This window comes from Blochmannia endosymbiont of Camponotus quercicola (assembly GCF_059935335.1).
Window position 1 is genome coordinate 524,034 of record NZ_CP011794.1, and the last position, 23,646, is coordinate 547,679.

Sequence of the window (23,646 nt, forward strand, 5' to 3'; positions counted from 1 at the left end):
TTTAAAATTTAATATTTAAAACTATATTTCGTAGATTCAACTTTAAGAAAAGTTGATTGCTTTATTTTTAAAAAATATTTTTTGGACAAAATTATTAACGCCATGATAATCAAACTGTCTCAGGATGTATTATGTTTTATTCGCAATTATCGCGCTGATATCGTAACATTAATACTGGTTACAACATTAATTCAAACTAGCTTAGATTATATTTTATTACCGAAAAAAGAAGATCTTATATTTATTCATAATTTTATTAGTGTAAACTTACAAAATATGATCAAAGAGTTGTCAGTAGATCAACAGCATACTTTATTAAAATTATCTGCTGCTAATACTATTTCTAAGCTTCTGAGCAATACCTTTTTATTCGGAAGTATACTGACCATGTTACATCTAATATCTACTGCTGATAAAGATAATCAATCTTTCAATGTAGGAAACATTATTAAATTAGCAACACCAATATTTCCAAAATTATTACTGTTAATTTTTTACACTACATTGTTTATACAATTAGGTCTAATGATAGCAATTATTCCAGGTATTATATTAGCTATTATCATGAGTTTAACTCCGATTATAGTTATTACTGATAATATGGCTATTATGGAAGCTATGTACCTGAGCATGAAGGTAAGCTGTCGTCACATTCATTTAATTATGCCACCAATATTGTTGTGGTTTTCAATGAAAGTTATATTTATACTGATGTTAGTTCAAAATTCCCATGCTTGGTTCTTTATTGATAAAATTTTAATCAATAGTTTGAGTAATATATTATCTGTAATTATTTTAATTTACTTATATCGTTTATATATGATTATCAAAACAATATGAAATCATCAATTTTTAAAAATCTAACGTTTATATTTATATTCTAAATAGCTAATATGATATAGAACACTTTCGCGGGTCATAACACACATAATGACACTTGAATATTATTAAATTTAATATAAAAAACTTATTTTATAATACATTTATAAAACCAACAATTAATTTAAACAAGCATAACTGCATATAAAATATACATAAATAAATTTACCAATAAAATTATGATAATATCAATTATTAAACGTTTTTCTGGAATTTAAACAAAATTTGAAAGTAATAATCAAATTTTTTTCTGGTTTATCACTCTCATATACCCAGCGACGCATAGCTGATTTAATACTTTCTTCAAACATACCAGCAGGGACAGCTGATAATATATGTATGTTATCAATTTTCCCTTTAGTACTAACATCATATTGTACAGTAATTTTTCCCTCTATACCTAATATTTTCGCTTTATTAGGATATTCAGGATGCATACGATTAATTATACATGCAGAAACATAGGACTCATCATGATCATGATATCTCTTAGACGAAGGCGCAGAATGTGTTGCGGATTCTATAGCATTAATACTGTTTTTTTCAACTAAAGGAAAATTTTTATCATAATTTAATTCATTTTTACAATTATTTAAAATTTGTTTTTCTGCGCACATTTTAGATTTTAAATTTTGTTTCTTCTGAAACGTATTTAATGTTTTTGACAACTGTTTTTTTTCTAATGGGTCATGAAAAATCTGATTAGATTGCAGTAACGACAATGTAACAATTTGAGATTTTTGTGTACAAATAGACTGATTAACCAAATTATAAAAATGATGCAACAATACATTCATTACAAACACATGCATTACGCATGACAAAAAATAACAAAAATAAACTGACATAAACAGTTTCTGCCACATACGCCGGCAGTTACATATAATCAAATTTTTATTTTTTTTTAAAAAATCATATTTCATTATGATCTTACGCATTTCATACTTTTGTACGAAAAATTGTTTTTATTACTCTCCTCAATACTTCATATACAATATATTTGTACACCACAATCTCTTCTATTATTGCATATATTTAAAACATTAGTACGCATAGCATTTTATTTAAATTTTATTTAATAAAGTAACTCAATTTATTGATGTGATTAGTCTTATCTTTCATACATATTTTGAAGACATCAAAAATATGTGCTTACAGCATGAATAAAACATCTTTAGAACACTCTTTTAAAATGAATTAAACAAATATATTTTTGATTATAAAATATTCATCATCAATTCTAATTGAATAAAATTAAAAATTTTAATCAAATACAACATACATCAGGCGTTTTAGTTATCTCTATATACTAATCAGCATGAACAATCGACATATATATTCTTTTGCACCACATACAATAATCCTAATTTTATAGAAAATATAGAAATTAATTTATTTACTTAAAATACAATAAATCTTGCAATTAGCATATATATTTATAATGTATAAATATACAATAAAACGAATATAATTAAATAATTATTAACATTACCGAATACATTTACCGATTAGTGTCTAATCACTACGGGTATCTATTATACCCTTTTATGCCATTGCAAAATTTGTCATAAAATAAATATGCAATAATAATCTATAATATTTGTTAAAAATATTCCATAAATATCTAAATAGGATTTATTGTAATCATGATTACGATTCATACCGTATTTAATTGTATTTTCTTATGCAGTTATTGGTTATTAATCGTATTAGTTACATTCCGAGTTTTAATAAAACGTCGAGCAGTACCCTCATCCATGGCATGGTTATTAGTAATTTATGTGTTACCTTTAATAGGTATAATTACATATCTACTATTTGGAGAATCCAATCTTGGTAAACAGCGATCCACTAGAAGCAAAATAGCATGGTCATCTACTATGCGTCGCATACAAATGCTAAAAACTTACAAACATATATTTTCTACTGAACACAGCATTATTGCTTCTTCATTATTTAAGCTGTGCGAACATCGTCAAGGAATAGGGCCTATAAGAGGCAATCAAATACAATTATTTAAAAAAACTGACGATATTATCATATCGTTAATTAAAGATATCGAATTAGCTCAATATAGCATTGATATGATATTTTATATCTGGAAATCTGGAGGATTAGTAGATCATGTTATAAAAGAATTAATTATAGCCGCCAAAAGAGGCATCCGATGTCGCATTATATTAGATTCAGCTGGATGTGCTAATTTTTTTAGCAGCGCATATCCCAATATAATGCGACAAGCTGGAGTTAATATTGTAGAAGCACTACATGTAAATCCGTTGCGTGTATTCTTACGCCGCATGGATTTGCGGCAACACCGAAAAATGATATTAATCGACGACCATATTGCTTACGCTGGCAGCATGAATATGGTAGATCCACAGTTGTTTAAAAAAAACATAGGTGTTGGCCAGTGGATTGATATTATGGTGCGTATAGACGGTCCCGCGGCTTCAGCCATGAGCATAATATTTTCTTCTGATTGGGAAATTGAAACAGGAAAACATGTATTGTTCCCATTATTATTAGATACTCATATAATATCAGCTCACAAACTAACATTAACAGGAGGACACACCATTCAAATTATTCCTTCCGGACCAGGATGTCCAGAGGGAATAATTCATCAGGCATTATTAATATCATTATACGAAGCGCGTAAAAAACTTATCATTACTACTCCATATTTAGTACCTAGTGATGATTTATTACATGCCATTTGTACAGCAGCACAACGAGGAGTAGAAGTGCATATCATTATTCCGAAAAATAATGATTCTATATTAGTAAACTGGGCTAGTAGAGCATTTTTTAGCGAATTATTGAAAGCTGGAGTTTTAATACATCAATTCCAAAATGGATTGTTACACGTAAAAAGCGTATTAGTTGATCAACAATTAAGTCTGATAGGAACTGTGAACTTGGATATACGCAGTTTATGGTTAAACTTTGAAATTACTTTAGTGATTGATAGTAAAGATTTTAGCAATGAACTAGAAAAAATACAACAAAACTACATTGCCCATTCCAAAATAATCGATCCTCAAAAATGGGCTAAACGTCCTTATTGGGAGCGTATTGTTGAACGGTTATTTTATTTTCTAAGTCCTTTATTATAAGGTTTTTTACTGATTGCTTGTAATAACATAGTTAAAATAAACATAACAAACTACATATTACATCCTATTAAATAAAAACATACTTAATATCATAAATACATCTATGATTCCTTTCTTTATCGTAGTCAAATATGTATTAATTATTACAACTTATATATGAACAATTAACTTAATTCTTGCGCCTAATTTTATAACCAGATTTCAGAGTATTTTATTATTATCTATGTGCAATTCAATCAAAATATACACATAAAATATATATGAACTATATATTATATAAAATAATTATAATACGAATTGTAGTATATTATATGTTTTTATGCGGTGACAAAAAAATGATAAAATAAAATTCTGAGATTTACGAATAATATTCATGTTAAATAGAATATTAATAATATTCTGTTGTACATAAAATATGTTTCATTCATACATATAAACCTTAATAGAATTTTTATCTATTTTGATGAACACATTTTATTGAAGATAATGGTGATTCTAATTGTTCTGAAAAATGTTTACGGCACACTGAAACATAACGATTATTACCTCCAATCATTATTTGTTTTCCATCTTTCATTACTAAACCTTGATCGTCAATTCTAAGAACTCTATTAGCTTTACGTCCACAATAACAAATAGTTTTTAATTCTATCAGCTTGTCTGCCCATGCTAATAACCATAAACTTCCTGAAAATAAATCAGCTCTAAAATCAGTACGTAACCCATAACACAATACTGGAATATTTAATAGATCGACTATTTTACTTAAATCAAATACTTGATCACGATTGAGAAAATGACACTCATCTACTAACACGCAATGTATTATATTCTTTTCATATATAGTTGCTATTTGGTCAAAAAAATTAGTTTCGATACTAAACACTCTAGCAGAAGCAGTCAATCCAATACGAGATTTAATTTGTTCATACCTACTGTTTCGAGAATTCATTTTGGCAGTATATAACACAGTACGCATTCCTCGTTCCTGATAATTATAAGAAGACTGCAATAATGCGGTAGTTTTGCCTGCATTCATTGCAGAATAATAAAAATATAATTGAGCCATATAGTTAACACCTTATCTAAATCAGAATATTTTAATGCAGCAACATAATGCTAATTTAATTATGATAATATTAAGTTTAAAAAATTATTTAATCTAAAAATTTAATAAAAAATATTTTTAGTTTTTTTGGGAAATATTTTTTACAATATCACATATGTATTTTATAATGTTCTAGATTTTAGACTCAAAACAACGATTCAAATAAATAACCCCTATATACTTAATGCACATCTACGTATCTAACAAAAAATAAATTAATAAAAAGATATTGCTTATATTTTATAATTTTTTAAGTAAACAAATAATTATAAATTAGATCGATAAAACTTAACAATTAAGTAATATTAAAATCCTATTATAAATAATACATAATCCATTTAATTAAATATTTTTAATAGGGTAAAATATGAATAATACTCACCGATATTTATGAGACTATATATATTTAATTACTAATTAATACAATATTAATAAGATTATTTGTAAATTAAAACATCCTAGGTATTGCGGAAAATAAATTAGCGCTCTATCCTTATAACAGACTTGTTATTTATAATATTTGAGATTAAATCAATGAACGATGCACTAAAAATTCTTAATAATATACGCACTTTACGAGCGCAAACTAGAGAATGTACTCTAGAAACCCTAGAAGAAATGTTAGAAAAATTAGAAGTAATTGTTAATGAACGCCGAAAGGAAAACACTCAAATTCAAGCCGAGATAGAAGAACATTCTCGAAAATTACAACAATATCGCGATATGCTTATAGCTGATGGGATAGATCCTAATGAATTATTACAAAATATGAATACTAATACCAAATCGCTTCATAAAAATAAACGCGCAACTCGTCCAGCAAAATATCAGTATACCAATAAATATGGCGAAATTAAAACTTGGACCGGACAAGGGCGTACTCCTTCAATTATTAAAAAAGCTATCGATGCAAAAAAGAAAACACTAGAAGATTTTCTATTATAATTAATAAGATTGTATGTTCTATATATTGCACATAAAACAAAGAGCTTCTGATTATATTGTCAGGCTCTTTGTCCATATTCAATTTTTTTTATATGGTATAGAATATATCATACTAGTAACAATAATTTAAACCGACATTATGATATTATGCATAATATCATAATATAGTTATTTTAAAAAATAAAATGCATTTAACTACCTTCATGGTCAATAAATAGTCATTTATTATAAAATATAAAAAATAATTATTAACCATAATTAAACAATCATATCATCAAATAAAAATCATTATCAATTAACAATATCAGTTTTCCATGTAAATACTATTATTTAACTAATAAATTACCCAACCACTATATTGGCTTGCTACACTATTTTTGGCATATAAATAAATCCTGTTTTAGTTTTATATTAAAAAATCCCTATATATTCATATATTTTTCTACAATATCAATAACTACACTATAATCTGTATTACAATAAATGTTATGTTTTTATAAATATAAATTTATAAACAAATTACAAATAAATATATGAACATTAATTATAAAACTAACAATTAAACATTTTTAATTAATATAAATATTATTATTTAAACGTAGCTATCAATATGAATTTCGTATTACCATGTCTTTCATAAATTTTCAATGAGACATGATATAATAACACGTATAATTTATTAAAAATAATTTTTAATCAATAACCCCGTATACCCTTATAAATACCTACGAAAATATATATACTTACGATTATAATCATTATTTAAAAAATGTTAAAAATAGTTAAAACTAAATCACAAACATTCCTGTAATATTGTTAATATTAATACAATGTTATATTTTTCACTTTTAATGTGAGTACTTTCAGTACTCACATTAAAATATTTGACGTCAATAAATATTAAATATATATTAATTGAATATTACCTATATATATATATATCGGATAATCGCTACACATTTCTTAATGTATTCCAATAAAAATTCAAATTCACAAATTATTACAATTACTAAAATGATAATGATACTACTCAATACGTTCTCAAATATTGTAATTTGAAAGTTTAACAGTGTCTCTACTTCCATATATAAGTACTCAAAAAGTCTATTGACATCAACAATCATCATAATAAACGTATTAAAAAACTCTAAAATTTAGACTTACTATATTTCATTCAATCATAAATTTTCAGTTATTGTGAAGTCATACTGAATAGTTTTAAAAAATCTAATTTATATGAAAATCATTTATATCACGCATAATATTGATTAACATGTCTCATGTTTTATGAGAAAAAACTCTTTTATTGTATATTCAAAATAGACTTGTTAAAAAACCATAACTCTATTTCAGGTAGAGTTATGGTTTAAATATATATTTGACCTGGTTTTTAATTATTTTTGACAACTTCAGTAAAAATTGATGCACAATCAATGCCAAATCAACATTAATTTTGGTTAGGCAACCAACAACTTTACACAAACATTTCATCACATAGATTGACAATGGAACTAATGATTATTGAAGCATACATTATGCTTTTGCAAGATAATTATATCTGTTGTTATATTTGAATCAATTAACGCGCCAAATAATAAATACATAACAAAATCTCAATCATAGTAATGGTTTTAATAGGTTGATAATTTCATTGTATCATACAAACCTGATGCACACCTAAGTAGTTTATTAAAACACAACAAATATTTTTCATTCATTATTCATTGTATTATATCGACACATTCATATATAATATTTACTATTTTTAAGTATCAACTATACTTAAAAAAACTATATATTAAATTGATTAACGGTTGATCAGCGCAATAAATGATATGTACACATGCACTATTATACATTTATCAGTATAATAATACTACTAATAATAATAATAATAATAAATTATGATTAATTCTTTTGTTTTTCCAAAAAAAAATAGCACTTATATTTCTACGACACATAAATAATTTACAGCAATTATCTTCATATATGATGAAATTTGTTTCGTTTAATATCAATGGATTACGTGCCCGTATGCATCAATTACACGCAATTATATTGCAATTAGAACCTGATGTAATTGGTTTACAAGAAACTAAAGTACATGATGATTTTTTTCCTGTAAAAGAAATATTAAAATATGGTTATCACGTATATTATTACGGGCAAAAAAAACATCATGGCGTCGCATTATTTCTTCGTCAAATTCCTTTAACTATTATTCGTGGGTTTACTAATGACGATAATTTATCTCAAAAACGCATCATCATAGCTGACATTACAACATCAATAGGTACATTAACTATTATTAATGGTTATTTTCCTCAAGGAGAAAATAAAAATCATCCAGAAAAATTTATGTACAAAAAACATTTTTACAAAAAATTACAAAACTACATAGAACATACTTATCAAAACGATTCATTATTACTGATTATGGGTGATATGAATATTAGTCCTACAGATTTTGATGTCGGTATTGGTAAAAAAAATGAAAAACGTTGGCTTGCAGCAGGACGATGTTCTTTTTTACCAGAAGAGAGAACATGGATCAATCATTTGATGAGCTGGGGCTTAATAGATATATATAGAAATATGCACCCTCAAAATAACGAACGTTATTCTTGGTTTAGCTATAGATCTCATGGGTTTGATAAAAATAGTGGTTTACGTATTGATTTAATATTAGCAACACACCCTCTGGCAAATCGTTGTAAAAATAGTGATATCAGTTATAATATTCGTAGCATGCAACATCCCTCTGATCATGCCCCAGTATGGGTAGATTTGGATATTTAACATATATTTTGCGTTATCAAATAAAAAATCATATTACTTAATCCCAATTACTACTACAAGGTAATGTGCTTAAAAGTTTAAATTTATTAAAAACCAATAGAATCATGAAAATTTCAAATTTTCATCTAATTTATACGTATTGTGTAATACCAATTTAGGTATGAAGATATAAAGTTTATTTGGATTATATAGAATGCCATTGACGATTAAAGCATATATACAGAATATATGGAAGATTATCTGCAAGGTATTTACATACAGTATACGTACACTGTATCTGATACGAACAATAGTAATAAATATATTTTTTATAATCTTTGTAATTATTAGTGTGGGCATATATTTAAATTTACATCATTCTGATTCCACACCATTGTCAAAGCACACCGCATTAATTTTAGATCTTTCTGGCGCTATTGTAGACAAACCTATCACATATAATAAATTTCAAAAATTCAGTCAATATTTACTAAATATAAACAAATCAAACACCAAAGAAAACTCACTGTTTGATATCGTTAATATATTACGTCAAGCTAAAAGTGATCCATATATAACCGGATTGATATTATCGTTACGAAACTTTTCCGGATGCAATCAAGCATCATTGGAGTATATTGGTAAAGCATTACATGAATTCAAAGATTCTGGTAAATTAATTTATGCTATTTCTGATTATTATAACCAATCACAGTATTTTCTCGCTAGTTACGCTAACAAAATTTATCTTACACCGCACGGTTTTGTAGATTTAAGAGGTATCTCTACCAGTAAGTTATATTATAAATCTCTATTAGATAATTTAAAAATTAATACCCATATTTTTAGAGTAGGTACATATAAATCAGCCGTAGAACCGTTTATTCAAGATCAAATGTCTGATCATGTACGACATGAAGAAAAAAAATTAATAAATCGTTTATGGAATCAATACTTAAAAAAAATATCTGCTAATCGCAACATAACAACACAAGAAATTTTTCCAGGGATTAACAATATCCTAAGCGGATTACATCAAATGCAAGGTGATACTGCAGCCTATGCGCTCAAAAACAAATGGATCGATGAAATAGCACCTTATTATATGATAGAAAATATAATGAAAAAAATATTTGGATCTAACACACAAGGTACTTCATTTAATTCAATTAGCATGTATGATTACAATCATGTAGCACCGACAGAACGAAAAGACAACCAAATAGCAATAATATGTGTTAATGGGCCTATTGTAGATGGGCCGGACATACCAGGTTCAATGGGAGGGGATACTATAGTCCATAAAATTCGCAGTGCCCGGTTTAACCCTAAAGTAAAAGCAGTAGTACTTCGTGTTAATAGTCCCGGTGGAAGTGTACATGCTTCTGAATTAATTAGATTAGAATTAATAGCTATCAGAAATTCTGGCAAACCAGTAGTGGTTTCTATGGGGGGGATAGCAGCATCTGGGGGGTACTGGATATCAACCCCAGCTAATGCTATTATTGCAAGTAACAGTACTATTACAGGTTCCATAGGTATATTTGGTATTATTAATACATTTGAAAAATCTCTTGACTCTATCGGCATTCATAGCGATGGAGTAGATACATCGCCTATAGCGAATATTTCAATAACTACACCACTACCTACTGAATATATAAATATGATGCAACTTTATGTAAATACTAGCTATCATTATTTTGTTAACACTGTGGCTGAATCTCGGTGTAAAACTACAGAAGATATCCAAAAAATTGCTCAAGGACATGTATGGCTCGGTGACGATGCAATGAAAAATGGATTAATCGATGATATAGGAGATCTAGATGACGCAATAAATAAAGCTGTTAAACTAGCTTGTTTAACAGAATATCACCTTAATTGGTATGAAGATAAAGTAAATTGGATAGATATCTTAATACAACAAACTAATAAAATTATTTGTACTATAATTATTAATTTATTAAATCATCATGTTTCATTAACCAATTTTAACGACAGTATAAAAATAAACAACTCTAATATCCTGCAATTTTCATGGAATGATCCAAAACATTGCTACGCTCTTGACTTAAATTATTTAACCTAATTATAATAAATAATAAGAGTTACATTTATATACTTATAATACATTATATATGAGAATATCACATAATAAATTTATCAATTTTTAATATCTGTCAATAAGTAATACAAATAATTAGTTAAATTATACATATTAGTGATATGATAATATGTAATTAATTAATATTTATGCATAAAATATCAAAAACGTACGTTACATGTAAATTATTAACGTAATTAATCATAACAGTATGGATTGTTAAACTATATTCAATATATTTTCAATTAAAATTTACTGACATAACATATAATTACGATTAATACAGGAGTATATAATATATGACTATTAAAATAGGTATTAATGGATTCGGTAGAATTGGTCGCGTTATTTTTAGAACCACGCAAGAACGAAAAGATGCAGATGTTGTCGCCATTAATGATTTATTAGACATTGAACATATCGCATATATGTTGAAGTATGATTCTACTCATGGACGATTTAAAGGTACGATTAGTGTGCATGGTGATCATTTAATTGTTAATAATAAAGTTGTTCACTATACCTCGAAAAAAGATCCAAAAAACTTATATTGGGGAAATTTTGATATTGATGTTGTTGCTGAATCTACGGGAATGTTTTTGACTCAAGAAAAAGCTCATGGGCATATATTTTCTGGAGCTTCTAAGGTAATATTAACGGCACCAGCAAAAGATGATACTCCAATGTTTGTTATGGGAGTAAATCATCACCTCTATAACGGAGAAAAAATAGTATCTAATGCGTCTTGCACTACTAATTGTTTGGCTCCACTAGCCAAAATTATTAATGATAACTTTGGAATTATTGAGGGTATCATGACTACTGTTCATGCTGCCACTGCTACTCAAAAAACCGTTGATTCTCCAATACATAATGATTGGAGAACTGGACGTGGTGCTTACCAAAATATTATTCCATCTTCTACTGGTGCAACACGTGCATTAGGCAAAGTTATTAAAGAACTAGATGGTAAATTAACTGGAATATCGTTCCGTGTTCCCATTCCAAATGTTTCTGTTGTTGACTTCACTGTCCGTTTGGACACACCCGCTTCTTATAAAAATATTTGCGATGTCATTAAAAACGCTGCTTACGGAAATTTAAGAGGAATTATAGGATATACCGATGAAAAAGTAGTATCTAGCGATTTTAACGGAGAAAAATTAATTTCTATATTTGACGCGAAAGCTAGCGTCGTATTAAATAATCATTTTGCTAAATTAATATCTTGGTATGATAATGAAACAGGTTACTCTGATAAAGTAATTGACTTGAGTGTGCATATTGCAAAATATAAATAGTATTATTAATAATACATATTAATCTATCTATCAGAACCTAATTATTAAAAGAATCAAATAAAACAATTTAATAAAACTCAAATAAAATGTTGTTTGAGCTCGTGACTAAAAACAACATCTTTATCAACATCTGTATCTAAATGTAGATGTTGATAAAGATTAATAAAATTAAAAATTATAAAAAATTTTTATTAATTCCACATTGTGTGCGACACAATATTACAATTTCCATACGTCTATAATATTAAATCCAACCATCGACAACATTAATTAACGACATCACAAACGTTTGATATTACATATTACTTTCACATGAATAAATTCAAATTTAATTTTAAAAAGTTAAATTTTGATGCTTGTATCATTGTTTTTAATTTGATAGCCTTAGTAAAAATTTAAATATAAATGTAATTATACACATATCATTGAAAATAATATTCAATATGCAAAAGGTTTGATTATATCAACTATTTGATTTTTATAATAATTATCATAGATCAGACTGAATTGTTTTAATTTTAGGTAATTATTTATGTTACTTTTTTTTAATATCTGCTCTAAAACTAGAAAATGTTGGATTTTACTAATATTTACCGTTGTTAGTTTAGAATTAATAGCCTTGTATTTACAACACGTTGCGTTAATTAAACCTTGTGTTCTATGTATTTACCAAAGATGCGCTCTATGCGGTATAGGAATTGCGGGATTTATTGCAACAATTGCTCCACATATCACTGCCTTAAGATTCCTTGCTATCCTGATTTGGATATATAGCGCTTGGAAGGGATTATTGTTAGCCAAGGAATATATTGATATTCAATTACATCCTTCCCCGTTTCTAATGTGTGATTTGTTTGTCAAATTTCCTCATTGGATGCCTTTGAATAAGTGGTGGCCCACCATATTTGATGCTAATGGCAATTGTACTGAATATAAATGGTACTTTTTATCTTTAGAAATATCCCAATGGATGCTCATAATTTTTGCTAACTATTTAATAGTAGCAACATTGATTTGTCTATCACAAATTGTTGATCTTAGCAAATACGATAATAATTATAATTTACATAAAAAATAACACCAACTACTTGTATTAAACAACACGCATTAGTTGTTTATAAATAAACATACAAATTATTACACTATTGGGCTCCACTAAATAAACTATGCCTGAAATATACACATATTGCTATCAAGAAGCAAAATACTAATTGAGTCTAGTATAAACTTTTTATGGAGTAGTATTTATAATAAATCAACACGAATGTAGATTACACTATATAATAAAACTACTAAATAATATTTATTAGTAGTGCTCCTTGTTATTTCATAACTTTTATTAAAAACACATATAATACATTAACCTAAAATTCTTAAAATTTAAAAAAAATTAAATTACTAATATGCTGAGTCACAGCAATTAGCCTAGCTACTGCTAATAGTAATAATATATTAACATTGCTGATAATTTATAAAATAAAAAACCATTAATATAACAGAAATTTAATATGTTATATTTACTATAACATTAAAAACCCGTATAATGTCACATTTCGTTTAATAATATATTTCTATTGCTTCATTTTATTGATTTATTATCATTTTTGTTTATCATGACTAAGTAATAGTAGTATATCTAATTTAGAATAAAATGATTATGTACAAATCACAAAACGAATAATACATTCATGTCAACAATAACATTACATATAAAAATATTATTTGTATTTAAATTGTGAAAAAATCAATGTGTCTATTAGCATAAAAGGGAGTAATTTCCCATTATTAGTAGTGCGTATTCATAGTACATGCTTAGAGGTCATTCGTCGATCATTAGAAGAAAAAATAGAAAAAGCTCCCATTCTTTTATTAAAAAATACTCCAATCGTTGTAAATGTTAGCAATCTTAATGATTGTAATAATTGGAATGCTATATACCAAACAATATCCGATACTGGATTGTTTGTAGTGGGAGTATGTTGTTGTCATAATAATAAATTAAAAGAAATAATCATTCGTAGTGGGATACCTATTTTCACGCAAGGAGCCACTACAAAATATAAAGATTTTCCAGCATACTTACACAAAGACGTTTCAATAGCTTCCAGAACACAATTAATTAATAGGCCAATACGTTCTGGACAAAAAATATATGCTCGCAACAGAGATTTAATTATTATTGCAAATGTTAGCGCTGGGGCTGAAATTATTGCCGATGGCAATATCCATATTTATGGTACAATGCGAGGACGCGTACTAGCCGGAGCATCTGGCAGTGAAGAATCCCAAATTTTTTGTACTCATTTATCTCCTGAGCTGGTATCTATTGGGGGGCGTTATTGGCTAAGCGACCAAATTCCAAAAGAATTTTCAGGTAAAGCAGTAAGACTTAGTTTAAAAAACGATACGCTTATCATTCAAAATTTATAATGCATCCTGCAATAAGGATTTTTTTATGACACGCATAATAGTTATTACTTCAGGAAAAGGAGGAGTAGGAAAAACAACATCAAGCGCAGCTCTTGCTACCGGACTGGCACGCAAAGGCAAAAAAACCGTTGTTATTGATTTCGATATTGGCTTACGTAATCTTGATTTAGTAATGGGATGTGAACGCAGAGTAGTGTATGATTTTATCAATGTTATCCAAGGCGAAGCTACGTTGCATCAAGCATTAATTAAAGATAAACGCACTGATTTTTTATATATTCTACCTGCTTCACAAACACGTGATAAAAACGCTTTAACTCGCGTTGGAGTAGAAGAGATATTAAACAATCTTAGCAAAATGAACTTTGATTTTATAATATGTGATTCTCCCGCAGGTATTGATAGCGGAGCGTTGGCGGCTCTATATTTTGCAGATGAAGCTATTATTGCTACCAATCCAGAGGTCTCATCAGTACATGATTCAGATCGCATTCTAGGTATTCTAGCATCTAAATCTAAACGTTCTGAAAATGGCATAGAAACTATCAAAGAACACCTATTACTCACTCGATATGATCCTAGCCGTGTCCGACAAGGAGATATGCTTAGCTTAGAAGACGTCATGGAGATATTAAGAATTCCTTTATTAGGTGTTATCCCAGAAGATAAATCAGTATTAAGAGCATCTAATCAAGGTGAGCCAATTATTTTAGATGCAAAATCTCATGCAGGCCAAGCCTATTCAGATACAGTAGATCGTTTATTAGGCAATTCATGCTCTTTTCGATTTACTGAAGAAAAAAAACTCAATTTTTTAAAACGATTTTTCAAGAGATAATATTACTATGGTATTAGTAAATTTCTTTTTTTTAAGAAAAAAAACACCAGCCAACATCGCTAAAAAACGACTACAGGAAATTATTTCTGAACATAAAATTAGAAACAATTTTACTCCGTATTACCTATCTCATTTAAAAAAAGATTTGATACAAACAATTAGTAAATACGCACATGATCCACACATACTTACAATCCAATTAGAAAAAAAAGACAAAAACACATCCGTGTTAAAATGTAAAATAATTTTTTTAAATAAAAAACAAGCTAAATCACATAATTAATACTAATTACCTACCAAATAAAAACTTTAATCAATGCTATTAGCGTAACACTTTATTTCACGCTTTAAATTACAACGGACATATAAATAATACAAATATACCTTATATTTCAAAGCAATCCTATACACAATCATACTACAATTGTAGATATATAATAACACATATGTACAACATTGAGCATAAAAATCACCAAAACGCATAGATCTGTAAACACCGTTTCACAATTAATAACACTAAAAATTAGATGATGTATATGTCTTTCTCACCACCACATTGCGTAAATAAACAGGTTGAACTTGATTTGGATAAATAAATATCTTACTTCTCCAGCTACGTATTCCTAAAGGTAACATATCCTGTGCCTCAGGTGACATCACGCTCTTCCTTAAAACAATCGCATTATTTATTTCTATACGCGCTAACTCTGGATAATTATTCCAACCTGTACCTACAAGCGCCGAGTCTCTCTGTATAAGAGAACTACAACAACACGTCGTTAATTCTTTCGCAATCATTTCCGGTATCATGATAGACTCATTATTGCTACATATCCAACAACTATCCCCATCATCATCTATTTGATGATAACGAGCCCAATACAACTCACCCATACGCGCATCAATAGTAGATATAACTTGTTTAACAGAAAAAACACGCCCAGCTCCTTGTGCTAACACGGCTAAAGAAGATACCTCTACTAATGGTAAACCAGCTCCTAACGCTAAGCCTTGTGCGACACTTATTCCAATACGTACTCCCACAAAACTACCCGGACCTCTATTGAATACAATACAATCAAGAGATTTCAGGTTAACACCTACTTCTGCTAATAATTGATTAATCATAGGCAATATCTTTTCTGCATGACGCTTTGGAGCTATAATTTTACGATCATATATGTTATGATCAATCATTAAAGCAACAGAACATAATTCAGTAGTAGTGTCAAAAGCCAAAATTCGAATAGACATATCACATTGAAAAAAAACAAAGATTATACCTATAGTTTTATAATTACAAATTAAATGCTATTAAACATGTGTATATTTATACACATAAAAAACACTCACAAAACTTAGTTTAAACTACTAAAACTTAAAAAATTATATTAATATTTATATCGTACTAACAATATAATAATTGATCGTTCTGGCGCAATAATAACATACACTAATCATTGTAATCTTAAAATGTTAAGACATATAAACATAATATAAAATAATTAAATTTAATACATATATACGCATTTATTTTAAATAAATTTTATTTTTTGTCAAAATAACCAAATTTTATATAAATGAATATATGTTCTATTGTCATACATATTACTCACATGATCAGTTCATATTCTTAAAATCGTAAAGGGAGATCTATTTTAAATGGGAATACATCTCATAGAATTACCTTATCACCCTGACGCTGTGCTGAATCTTTTTGAGTCTTTATCTAATACAGAATGGTCTATGTTGTTATATTCTGGTCATAACAATAAACATCCAGATAGTCGTTTTGATATATTAGTTACTGATCCAACATTGACATTAATGACTAAAAATAATATCACTACAGTTTCTTATAATAAAAATCATCAAATTAATAATACAGACCCATTTATTTTATTAAACAAATATATTCGTATCTCTAATATGCAAGCATATAGTAATTGCCAAATACCATTTCAAGGTGGATTTTTAGGTGTATTTGGATATGATCTCGCAAGATGCATTGAATCACTGCCAAAATTAGCAGAACAAGACCTCTCATTTCCAGACATGGCAATGGGATTATACCGTTGGGCGATTATTGCAGACCATAAACTTTGCAAAAATTATATTGTTTCTCATGATGAGCCTCAACAAATATTAACCTGGATACATAAACAACAATACATATATAGTACACATATTGCTAGCACATCATTTCGTCTTATACAACCATGGAAAAGTAATATTAGTCGATCTGAATACTCACAAAAATTCCGTATTATCAAAAAACATATAACTTCAGGAAATTGTTATCAAGTATGTCTTTCTCAACGTTTTTCTGCTCCATACATAGGAGATGAATGGATAGCATTTCGCTATCTATTGCGTTATAATTATGCACCTTTTTCGGCTTTTATTCGACTACCAAATAAATTGAGTATACTCAGCCTATCTCCAGAACGTTTTTTGCGATTACATAAATCGGAAATTACAACTCAACCCATTAAAGGAACATCACCTAGATTAAAAAACGTAAAAGATGATTATCGCCAAATTATTGAATTATATAAATCTACAAAAAATCGATCAGAAAATTTAATGATCGTTGATTTATTAAGAAATGATATTGGAAAAGTATCTATTCCAGGTAGCATTCGTGTGCCCAAATTATTTGATATCCAATCATTTCCAGGCGTACATCATATGATCAGCACAATTACAGGAAAACTTGCTAAAAATTTTTCTGCTTGTGATTTATTACGTGCATGCTTTCCAGGTGGATCTATAACTGGAGCCCCAAAAGTTCAGGTGATGAAATTAATTGAACAACTTGAGCCACAACGTCGGAGCATTTGGTCTGGTAGTATTGGATACTTAAGTTGTTGCGGTAAAATGGATATCAGTATTGCTATTAGGACATTGTTAGCTGAAAGACAACAACTCTTTTGTTCGGTAGGGAGCGGCATTATTTTCGAGAGCAATGAAGATATAGAATACCAAGAAATGCAAGACAAAGTATCTACTTTGATATTACCGTTATTAAAAAAATTTTATTCAAAATAATCGTTTGAACTTATTAATTTACATATTGTTATTGGTCTGTTTCATTAGAAAAAACAATGCGTTCTATTTCTACTAATTCAATGCGATATTCTATCATTTTTCGAATTGTAAAACGCCATCTATTAATTGTCAGCATATCGCCTTCTTTTGGTATACGATCGCAACGAGATAACAATAACCCAGCTAAGGAAGCGACATGATCACACTCATGTACTAAATCATGAGCCTGCAATGCTTGTTGTAATGCGTGTAAATCCATGCTACCTTTTGCTAACCAACTTGATCCATTATTAATTCGTTCAATTTCTGGTGTTTCATCTTCGTCAGGAAATTCACCAGCTATAGCTTCTAGTACGTCCAACGGGGTAATTAATCCTTGAATAATGCCAAATTCATTGGATACAATAACCATACTACCTTTCGCACGCCTCAGTTCCTTCAATAAATTTAAGACATCTAAAGTTTCTGGAACCACAGTAGGCAAATTTTCTGCAGCATGTGTTTCTAATTGCTTTCCATTAGCAATAGCTGCTATTAAATCTTTAGCACGAACAATTCCTATTAATTGATCTAATTCACCATTACATACTGGAAACATATTATGAGGAGTATTCATTAACGTAGAGTATAATTCTTGTACTGATTTTTGAGAATCCAACCATGAAATTTCATTTCGTGGGGTCATTATACTTCGTAAGGTACGTGAAGCCAACGATAAAACTCCAGTAATCATATGACGCTCTTCTTCAGCAAAATGTGCTTTTGATGAAGAAACTGAAAAACTTTTTTCTGTAGTAGAGTTCCATTCTACAGTGTTCCCCATTAACCTCATAATAGCTTCTGCGGTACGTTCACGCATTGATTTAGTTGATTGACCCTTCATGGAATTACAGTGAGCAATTTGATTAAATAATTCAATTAATATCGAAAATCCAATAGCAACATATAAATAACCTTTTGGTATATAAAATCCAATTCCCTCCGCAATTAAACTTAAACCAATAATCAATAAAAAACTTAAACATAAAACTACTACAGTTTGATGACTATTAATAAAATTAGTTAATAAACGAGATGATAGAGACATCATTACTACTGCTATAATAACTGCTATTATCATCGTTGTTAAATTTTCTACGGTACCAACAGCTGTTATTACTGCATCGAGAGAAAAAATAGCATCAAAAACTACAATTTGTATCACTACTACCCAAAAACTAGCATATCCGCGACTAGTGTGATTATGTACTTTATGTTCTAGTTGTTGATGTAATTCAGTTGTTGCTTTAAATAAAAGAAAAATACCACCAAATAATAAAATTAAATCTCTACTAGAAAATGAAAAATCAGCAACTTTACACAATGGTTTTGTGAGGGTAGCAAACCATGAAATCAAGGATAATAATGCTACACGCATTATTAATGCTAACGTTAAACCGATAATGCACGCACGTTCACGTTGTTTTTTTGGCAACTTATCTGCTAAAATGGTAATAAATACTAAATTATCGACACCAAGTACAATTTCTAAAGTCACTAAAGTTAATAATCCTATCCACGTTGATATGTCTGTTAAAAATTCCATGATAATCTCCATTGAACATTAGATAACAAATCATTTCATGGTATATTTATATAAACATATTAAAATATCTGATTACATAATGAAGTTGTAAGTAATAAATTAAATATGACTAAAATACAAGCTTGTGTAGAGGAGGGTGTTGACAAAAGTCAATATATATATATATGCTAAAACTATGCGATCTTACTTAAGTAGCACTACTATTATGGTATAGCATAAAATATCTCTTTCAGATTATTAAAAATAAACATTTTCACATTAAAGATAATGTATCATTATGATAAAAAAGGCAGTATAATACAGTTGGCTATTTTTTCGGTGTTGCAATAAATTATTTTCACGCGTACTGATTAAAACAAAAAATCAGAACATGATTGAAATATTATATGCATATAATATTTTTTTAAACAACAAAGAAACGTTTAGCTTATTTATATATGTATGTACAAAGCAAATTATGAATAACATGACAAATAAACTAAACAATTCACTTCCTACTTTAAAGATTGCAATAATCTTTAAAGTAGGAAGTGAATTGTTTAGTTTATATCAAAGAGGAAAAGATAGTGACTATTGCTATTATATTAGGAGCTCACGGGTCTGTATCCGAACAATTACTTGCAACTGCTGAAATGATTGTGGGCAAACAAAAAAATGTTGCGTGGGTTAATTTACTTCCTGACGAAAATACTGAAATATTAATTGGTAAATATAATGTACATCTATCACGTCTTAACAAAAGTGCAGGGGTATTATTCCTAGTAGATACTTGGGGAGGTAGCCCTTTTAATGCTGCTCACAGTATCATATTAAATAAAGAAAAATACGATATCGTTACAGGTATGAATATTCCTATGTTAATTGAAGTTTTCATGGCGCGCGATGATATCCGTGTTTTTCAAGAATTAGTACAAATTGCATTAAAATCTGGAAACGAAAGTATAAAATCAGTAAAATACCCCTTAACTCATAACCGTGTGGACGATGAAAAAGATACCACTGAAAACACCGTTACATCTACATTATCGAATAAAAATAATAAAAACCATATGGTAATTTGTCTAGCACGCATTGATGATAGATTAATTCATGGACAAGTAGTAACTCGTTGGGCTAAAGAATACAACATTAAACGTATTATAGTAGTAAACGACGAAGTATCTAAAGATACGGTTCGAAAAACTTTACTTACTCAAGTAACACCTCCTGGAATAACCGCTCACGTTCTAGATATCAATAAAACTATACGTGTGTATAATAATCCTAAATACGCCGGAGATAACGTCATCATGTTATTCACTAATCCTACAGATGTTTTACGTCTTATTGAAAATGGTGTTCCGATCAACTCAGTAAATATTGGAGGGATGGCGTTTTATAAAAATAAAAAACAAATAAACAACGCTATATCAGTAAATAACACAGATATTGAAGCTTTTAAAAAACTTGATCAATATGGCATTGAATTAGAAGTGCGCAAAGTGCCATCAGATTCATCATTAAAAATGATGCAATTAATAAAAAAAATAAATAATTCTTAATTAATTTATATATATAAATATATTTTTATTTTCATATATCCAGGAAAATGAAATGGAAATTAACACACTTCAAATTATTCTGTTATTTTTTACATCTTGCATTATCGGAATGGGTTCAATACTTGACGAATTTCAATGTCATAGACCATTAATAGCATGTACACTAATCGGATTAGTTTTGGGAGATATAAAAACTGGGATCATTATCGGAGGCACATTAGAAATGATAGCACTAGGATGGATGAACATAGGAGCTGCTGTAGCACCTGATACTGCTTTAGCTTCAATTATCTCTACCATTTTAGTCATTATGGGACAACAACCTATTGGAGCAGGAATTGCTTTAGCGATTCCATTAGCTGCCGCCGGACAAGTATTAACTATTATTGTACGTACTATTACTGTAGCATTTCAACATGCCGCTGATACAGCAGCAGAACGCTGTAATATAACAATTTTAAATTGGATTCATATTACAGCTCTTATGTTACAAGCTATGCGCGTTGCAATTCCAGCCACTATTGTTGGAATTTCTGTTGGAACCGAGACCGTACACCGTATGCTGCATGCGATTCCAGAAGTAATAACTAACGGTTTAAATATTGCTGGAGGTATTATTGTTGTAGTTGGTTATGCTATGGTCATCAACATGATGAAAACCGGATATTTAATGCCGTTTTTTTATCTGGGGTTTGTTATTACAGCTTTTACCAATTTCAATTTAGTTGCATTAGGTATCATTGGTGTAGTTATGGCTATCCTGTACATCCAATTATCTCCGCGTTATTATAATCAAGTTTCAAAACAAAATATTTCTAATCCAACTATTCAACAATCCACAAATAAACTTGATGATGAATTAGATTAATAGGCAATTATCATGATTAATAATCCTCAAAAAATCTATACCGAAACAAAGACAATAAAATTAAAAAAGAATGATATACGTTCGGTTTTTATTCGTTCTAATATATTTCAGGGATCTTGGAATTTTGAGCGTATGCAAGCATTAGGATTTTGTTTTTCTATGATTCCAGTAATTCGACGTTTATATCCAAAAAAAAGCGAAGTACAAAAAGAAGCAATAAAACGACATTTAGAATTTTTTAATACACACCCTTATGTTTCTGCTCCTATATTAGGAGTAACTATGGCCATGGAGGAACAAAAAGCTAATGGCGCTACTACTATAGATAATGCCTCTATTAACGGGTTAAAAGTAGGACTAATGGGGCCTCTCGCTGGAGTGGGTGATCCAATATTTTGGGGAACTATTAGGCCAGTATTTGCTGCTCTAGGAGCAGGCATTGCTATAAGCGGAAATTTGTTAGGTCCATGTTTATTTTTTATTCTATTTAACACAGCTAGATTAACTACTCGTTATTATGGTATTATATACGGTTATAAAAAAGGAATTAATATTGTTAACGATATGGGAGGAGGAGTTTTACAAAAACTAACAGAAGGTTCTTCAATTTTAGGTTTATTTGTTATGGGAGCACTAGTTAACAAATGGACGCATGTGAATGTGCCATGTGTGTTATCTAAAGTCACTGATAATCATGGCAATACAATAGTCACAACCGTACAAAATATTTTAGATCAGCTCATGCCTGGATTTATCCCTTTATTATTAACATTTGTTTGTATGTGGTTACTAAATAATAAAATAAATGCACTATGGATTATTATAGGATTTTTTGGTATTGGAATTTTCGGCTCCTGGACAGGACTATTGAGTCTTTAGTTTAGTGTATTATATAAGAAAAAAAGAGATACAAAAAAATAAGAGAACCTAAATTAAAAGATTAATTTAGGTTCTCTTATTTTTTTGTATCAACAGCACCAGCACAGCAGTAAACCATTATCCATTTTTTCAAATCTTACCAAAATTACTAATTTAACACATTAGTACTACGTTACATCTTATATATCTGTATATATTTATAGTTTTAAAAGTACTA

Annotated in this window: 18 protein-coding genes; 14 read left to right on the top strand and 4 right to left on the bottom strand. The window is 28.7% G+C overall.

Features of this window, described 5'->3' with window-relative positions; translation table 11 throughout:
* The first annotated feature begins 102 nt into the window (after positions 1 to 102).
* Positions 103 to 840, top strand: a complete 738-nt coding sequence (locus CBquer539_RS02225; protein WP_500836254.1) for a YciC family protein — start codon at positions 103 to 105, stop codon at positions 838 to 840.
* Between the two features lie 227 nt (positions 841 to 1,067).
* Here CBquer539_RS02225 and CBquer539_RS02230 read toward each other — a convergent pair whose 3' ends face one another.
* Positions 1,068 to 1,676, bottom strand: coding sequence for a TonB family protein (locus CBquer539_RS02230; RefSeq protein WP_500836255.1), 609 nt, complete (start codon positions 1,674 to 1,676; stop codon positions 1,068 to 1,070).
* Positions 1,677 to 2,525: 849 nt separating this feature from the next.
* Between CBquer539_RS02230 and cls the strand changes: the two genes are divergently transcribed.
* Complete coding sequence (gene cls / locus CBquer539_RS02235; RefSeq protein ID WP_500836256.1) at positions 2,526 to 3,998, top strand: cardiolipin synthase; 1,473 nt, start codon at positions 2,526 to 2,528, stop codon at positions 3,996 to 3,998.
* Positions 3,999 to 4,449: 451 nt separating this feature from the next.
* On the opposite strand, the gene CBquer539_RS02240 is transcribed toward cls, so the two are convergent.
* The gene (locus tag CBquer539_RS02240) at positions 4,450 to 5,067 is read right to left on the bottom strand and encodes a thymidine kinase (RefSeq protein WP_500836257.1); all 618 of its coding nucleotides are present in this window, start codon (positions 5,065 to 5,067) and stop codon (positions 4,450 to 4,452) included.
* Between the two features lie 573 nt (positions 5,068 to 5,640).
* On the opposite strand from CBquer539_RS02240, the gene hns reads away from it, so the two are divergent.
* The 8 genes from hns to minE all read left to right on the top strand — a co-directional run bounded on the left by hns (position 5,641) and on the right by minE (position 15,788).
* Positions 5,641 to 6,051, top strand: coding sequence for a histone-like nucleoid-structuring protein H-NS (gene hns / locus CBquer539_RS02245; RefSeq protein WP_500836258.1), 411 nt, complete (start codon positions 5,641 to 5,643; stop codon positions 6,049 to 6,051).
* Between the two features lie 1,992 nt (positions 6,052 to 8,043).
* Positions 8,044 to 8,850 (top strand): exodeoxyribonuclease III, encoded by an 807-nt coding sequence (xthA, locus tag CBquer539_RS02250; RefSeq protein WP_500836748.1) that lies wholly within the window; start codon positions 8,044 to 8,046, stop codon positions 8,848 to 8,850.
* Between the two features lie 217 nt (positions 8,851 to 9,067).
* Positions 9,068 to 10,921 carry a signal peptide peptidase SppA gene (gene sppA / locus CBquer539_RS02255; protein ID WP_500836749.1) on the top strand — a complete coding sequence of 618 codons (1,854 nt, stop codon included), beginning with the start codon at positions 9,068 to 9,070 and terminating at the stop codon, positions 10,919 to 10,921.
* Positions 10,922 to 11,235: 314 nt separating this feature from the next.
* A complete protein-coding gene (gene gap / locus CBquer539_RS02260) occupies positions 11,236 to 12,237 on the top strand; it encodes a type I glyceraldehyde-3-phosphate dehydrogenase (RefSeq protein ID WP_500836259.1) in 1,002 nt (333 codons plus the stop codon).
* A 532-nt stretch (positions 12,238 to 12,769) separates the two neighbouring features.
* Positions 12,770 to 13,315 (top strand): disulfide bond formation protein DsbB, encoded by a 546-nt coding sequence (dsbB, locus tag CBquer539_RS02265; RefSeq protein ID WP_500836260.1) that lies wholly within the window; start codon positions 12,770 to 12,772, stop codon positions 13,313 to 13,315.
* A 671-nt stretch (positions 13,316 to 13,986) separates the two neighbouring features.
* Complete coding sequence (gene minC, locus CBquer539_RS02270; RefSeq protein ID WP_500836261.1) at positions 13,987 to 14,667, top strand: septum site-determining protein MinC; 681 nt, start codon at positions 13,987 to 13,989, stop codon at positions 14,665 to 14,667.
* A 25-nt stretch (positions 14,668 to 14,692) separates the two neighbouring features.
* Positions 14,693 to 15,505: a septum site-determining protein MinD gene (gene minD, locus CBquer539_RS02275; RefSeq protein WP_500836262.1), complete on the top strand. Its 813-nt coding sequence runs from the start codon at positions 14,693 to 14,695 to the stop codon at positions 15,503 to 15,505.
* A 7-nt stretch (positions 15,506 to 15,512) separates the two neighbouring features.
* The gene (minE, locus tag CBquer539_RS02280; protein ID WP_500836263.1) at positions 15,513 to 15,788 is read left to right on the top strand and encodes a cell division topological specificity factor MinE; all 276 of its coding nucleotides are present in this window, start codon (positions 15,513 to 15,515) and stop codon (positions 15,786 to 15,788) included.
* Between the two features lie 233 nt (positions 15,789 to 16,021).
* Here minE and tsaB read toward each other — a convergent pair whose 3' ends face one another.
* Positions 16,022 to 16,759, bottom strand: coding sequence for a tRNA (adenosine(37)-N6)-threonylcarbamoyltransferase complex dimerization subunit type 1 TsaB (gene tsaB / locus CBquer539_RS02285; protein ID WP_500836264.1), 738 nt, complete (start codon positions 16,757 to 16,759; stop codon positions 16,022 to 16,024).
* A gap of 408 nt (positions 16,760 to 17,167) precedes the next feature.
* On the opposite strand from tsaB, the gene pabB reads away from it, so the two are divergent.
* Positions 17,168 to 18,556 carry an aminodeoxychorismate synthase component I gene (gene pabB, locus CBquer539_RS02290; protein ID WP_500836265.1) on the top strand — a complete coding sequence of 463 codons (1,389 nt, stop codon included), beginning with the start codon at positions 17,168 to 17,170 and terminating at the stop codon, positions 18,554 to 18,556.
* Between the two features lie 28 nt (positions 18,557 to 18,584).
* On the opposite strand, the gene CBquer539_RS02295 is transcribed toward pabB, so the two are convergent.
* Positions 18,585 to 20,141: a TerC family protein gene (locus CBquer539_RS02295; protein WP_500836266.1), complete on the bottom strand. Its 1,557-nt coding sequence runs from the start codon at positions 20,139 to 20,141 to the stop codon at positions 18,585 to 18,587.
* Between the two features lie 566 nt (positions 20,142 to 20,707).
* Between CBquer539_RS02295 and manX the strand changes: the two genes are divergently transcribed.
* From manX to CBquer539_RS02310, 3 genes are read left to right on the top strand one after another with little or no spacing between them, the layout of a single operon-like run.
* Complete coding sequence (gene manX, locus CBquer539_RS02300; protein WP_500836267.1) at positions 20,708 to 21,682, top strand: PTS mannose transporter subunit IIAB; 975 nt, start codon at positions 20,708 to 20,710, stop codon at positions 21,680 to 21,682.
* Positions 21,683 to 21,734: 52 nt separating this feature from the next.
* On the top strand, positions 21,735 to 22,550 hold the full coding sequence (locus CBquer539_RS02305; protein WP_500836268.1) for a PTS mannose/fructose/sorbose transporter subunit IIC: 816 nt from the start codon (positions 21,735 to 21,737) through the stop codon (positions 22,548 to 22,550).
* A gap of 12 nt (positions 22,551 to 22,562) precedes the next feature.
* Complete coding sequence (locus tag CBquer539_RS02310; protein WP_500836269.1) at positions 22,563 to 23,429, top strand: PTS mannose transporter subunit IID; 867 nt, start codon at positions 22,563 to 22,565, stop codon at positions 23,427 to 23,429.
* Positions 23,430 to 23,646: the final 217 nt, after the last annotated feature.

What these genes read in the sequence shown, in the direction of transcription:
- CBquer539_RS02225 (WP_500836254.1), top strand. Translation starts at nt 103, where the DNA reads ATGATAATCAAACTGTCTCAGGATGTATTATGTTTTATTCGCAATTAT.
- CBquer539_RS02230 (WP_500836255.1), bottom strand. Translation starts at nt 1,676, where the DNA reads ATGAATGTATTGTTGCATCATTTTTATAATTTGGTTAATCAGTCTATT.
- cls (WP_500836256.1), top strand. Translation starts at nt 2,526, where the DNA reads ATGATTACGATTCATACCGTATTTAATTGTATTTTCTTATGCAGTTAT.
- CBquer539_RS02240 (WP_500836257.1), bottom strand. Translation starts at nt 5,067, where the DNA reads ATGGCTCAATTATATTTTTATTATTCTGCAATGAATGCAGGCAAAACT.
- hns (WP_500836258.1), top strand. Translation starts at nt 5,641, where the DNA reads ATGAACGATGCACTAAAAATTCTTAATAATATACGCACTTTACGAGCG.
- xthA (WP_500836748.1), top strand. Translation starts at nt 8,044, where the DNA reads ATGAAATTTGTTTCGTTTAATATCAATGGATTACGTGCCCGTATGCAT.
- gap (WP_500836259.1), top strand. Translation starts at nt 11,236, where the DNA reads ATGACTATTAAAATAGGTATTAATGGATTCGGTAGAATTGGTCGCGTT.
- dsbB (WP_500836260.1), top strand. Translation starts at nt 12,770, where the DNA reads ATGTTACTTTTTTTTAATATCTGCTCTAAAACTAGAAAATGTTGGATT.
- minD (WP_500836262.1), top strand. Translation starts at nt 14,693, where the DNA reads ATGACACGCATAATAGTTATTACTTCAGGAAAAGGAGGAGTAGGAAAA.
- minE (WP_500836263.1), top strand. Translation starts at nt 15,513, where the DNA reads ATGGTATTAGTAAATTTCTTTTTTTTAAGAAAAAAAACACCAGCCAAC.
- tsaB (WP_500836264.1), bottom strand. Translation starts at nt 16,759, where the DNA reads ATGTCTATTCGAATTTTGGCTTTTGACACTACTACTGAATTATGTTCT.
- pabB (WP_500836265.1), top strand. Translation starts at nt 17,168, where the DNA reads ATGGGAATACATCTCATAGAATTACCTTATCACCCTGACGCTGTGCTG.
- CBquer539_RS02295 (WP_500836266.1), bottom strand. Translation starts at nt 20,141, where the DNA reads ATGGAATTTTTAACAGACATATCAACGTGGATAGGATTATTAACTTTA.
- CBquer539_RS02305 (WP_500836268.1), top strand. Translation starts at nt 21,735, where the DNA reads ATGGAAATTAACACACTTCAAATTATTCTGTTATTTTTTACATCTTGC.
- CBquer539_RS02310 (WP_500836269.1), top strand. Translation starts at nt 22,563, where the DNA reads ATGATTAATAATCCTCAAAAAATCTATACCGAAACAAAGACAATAAAA.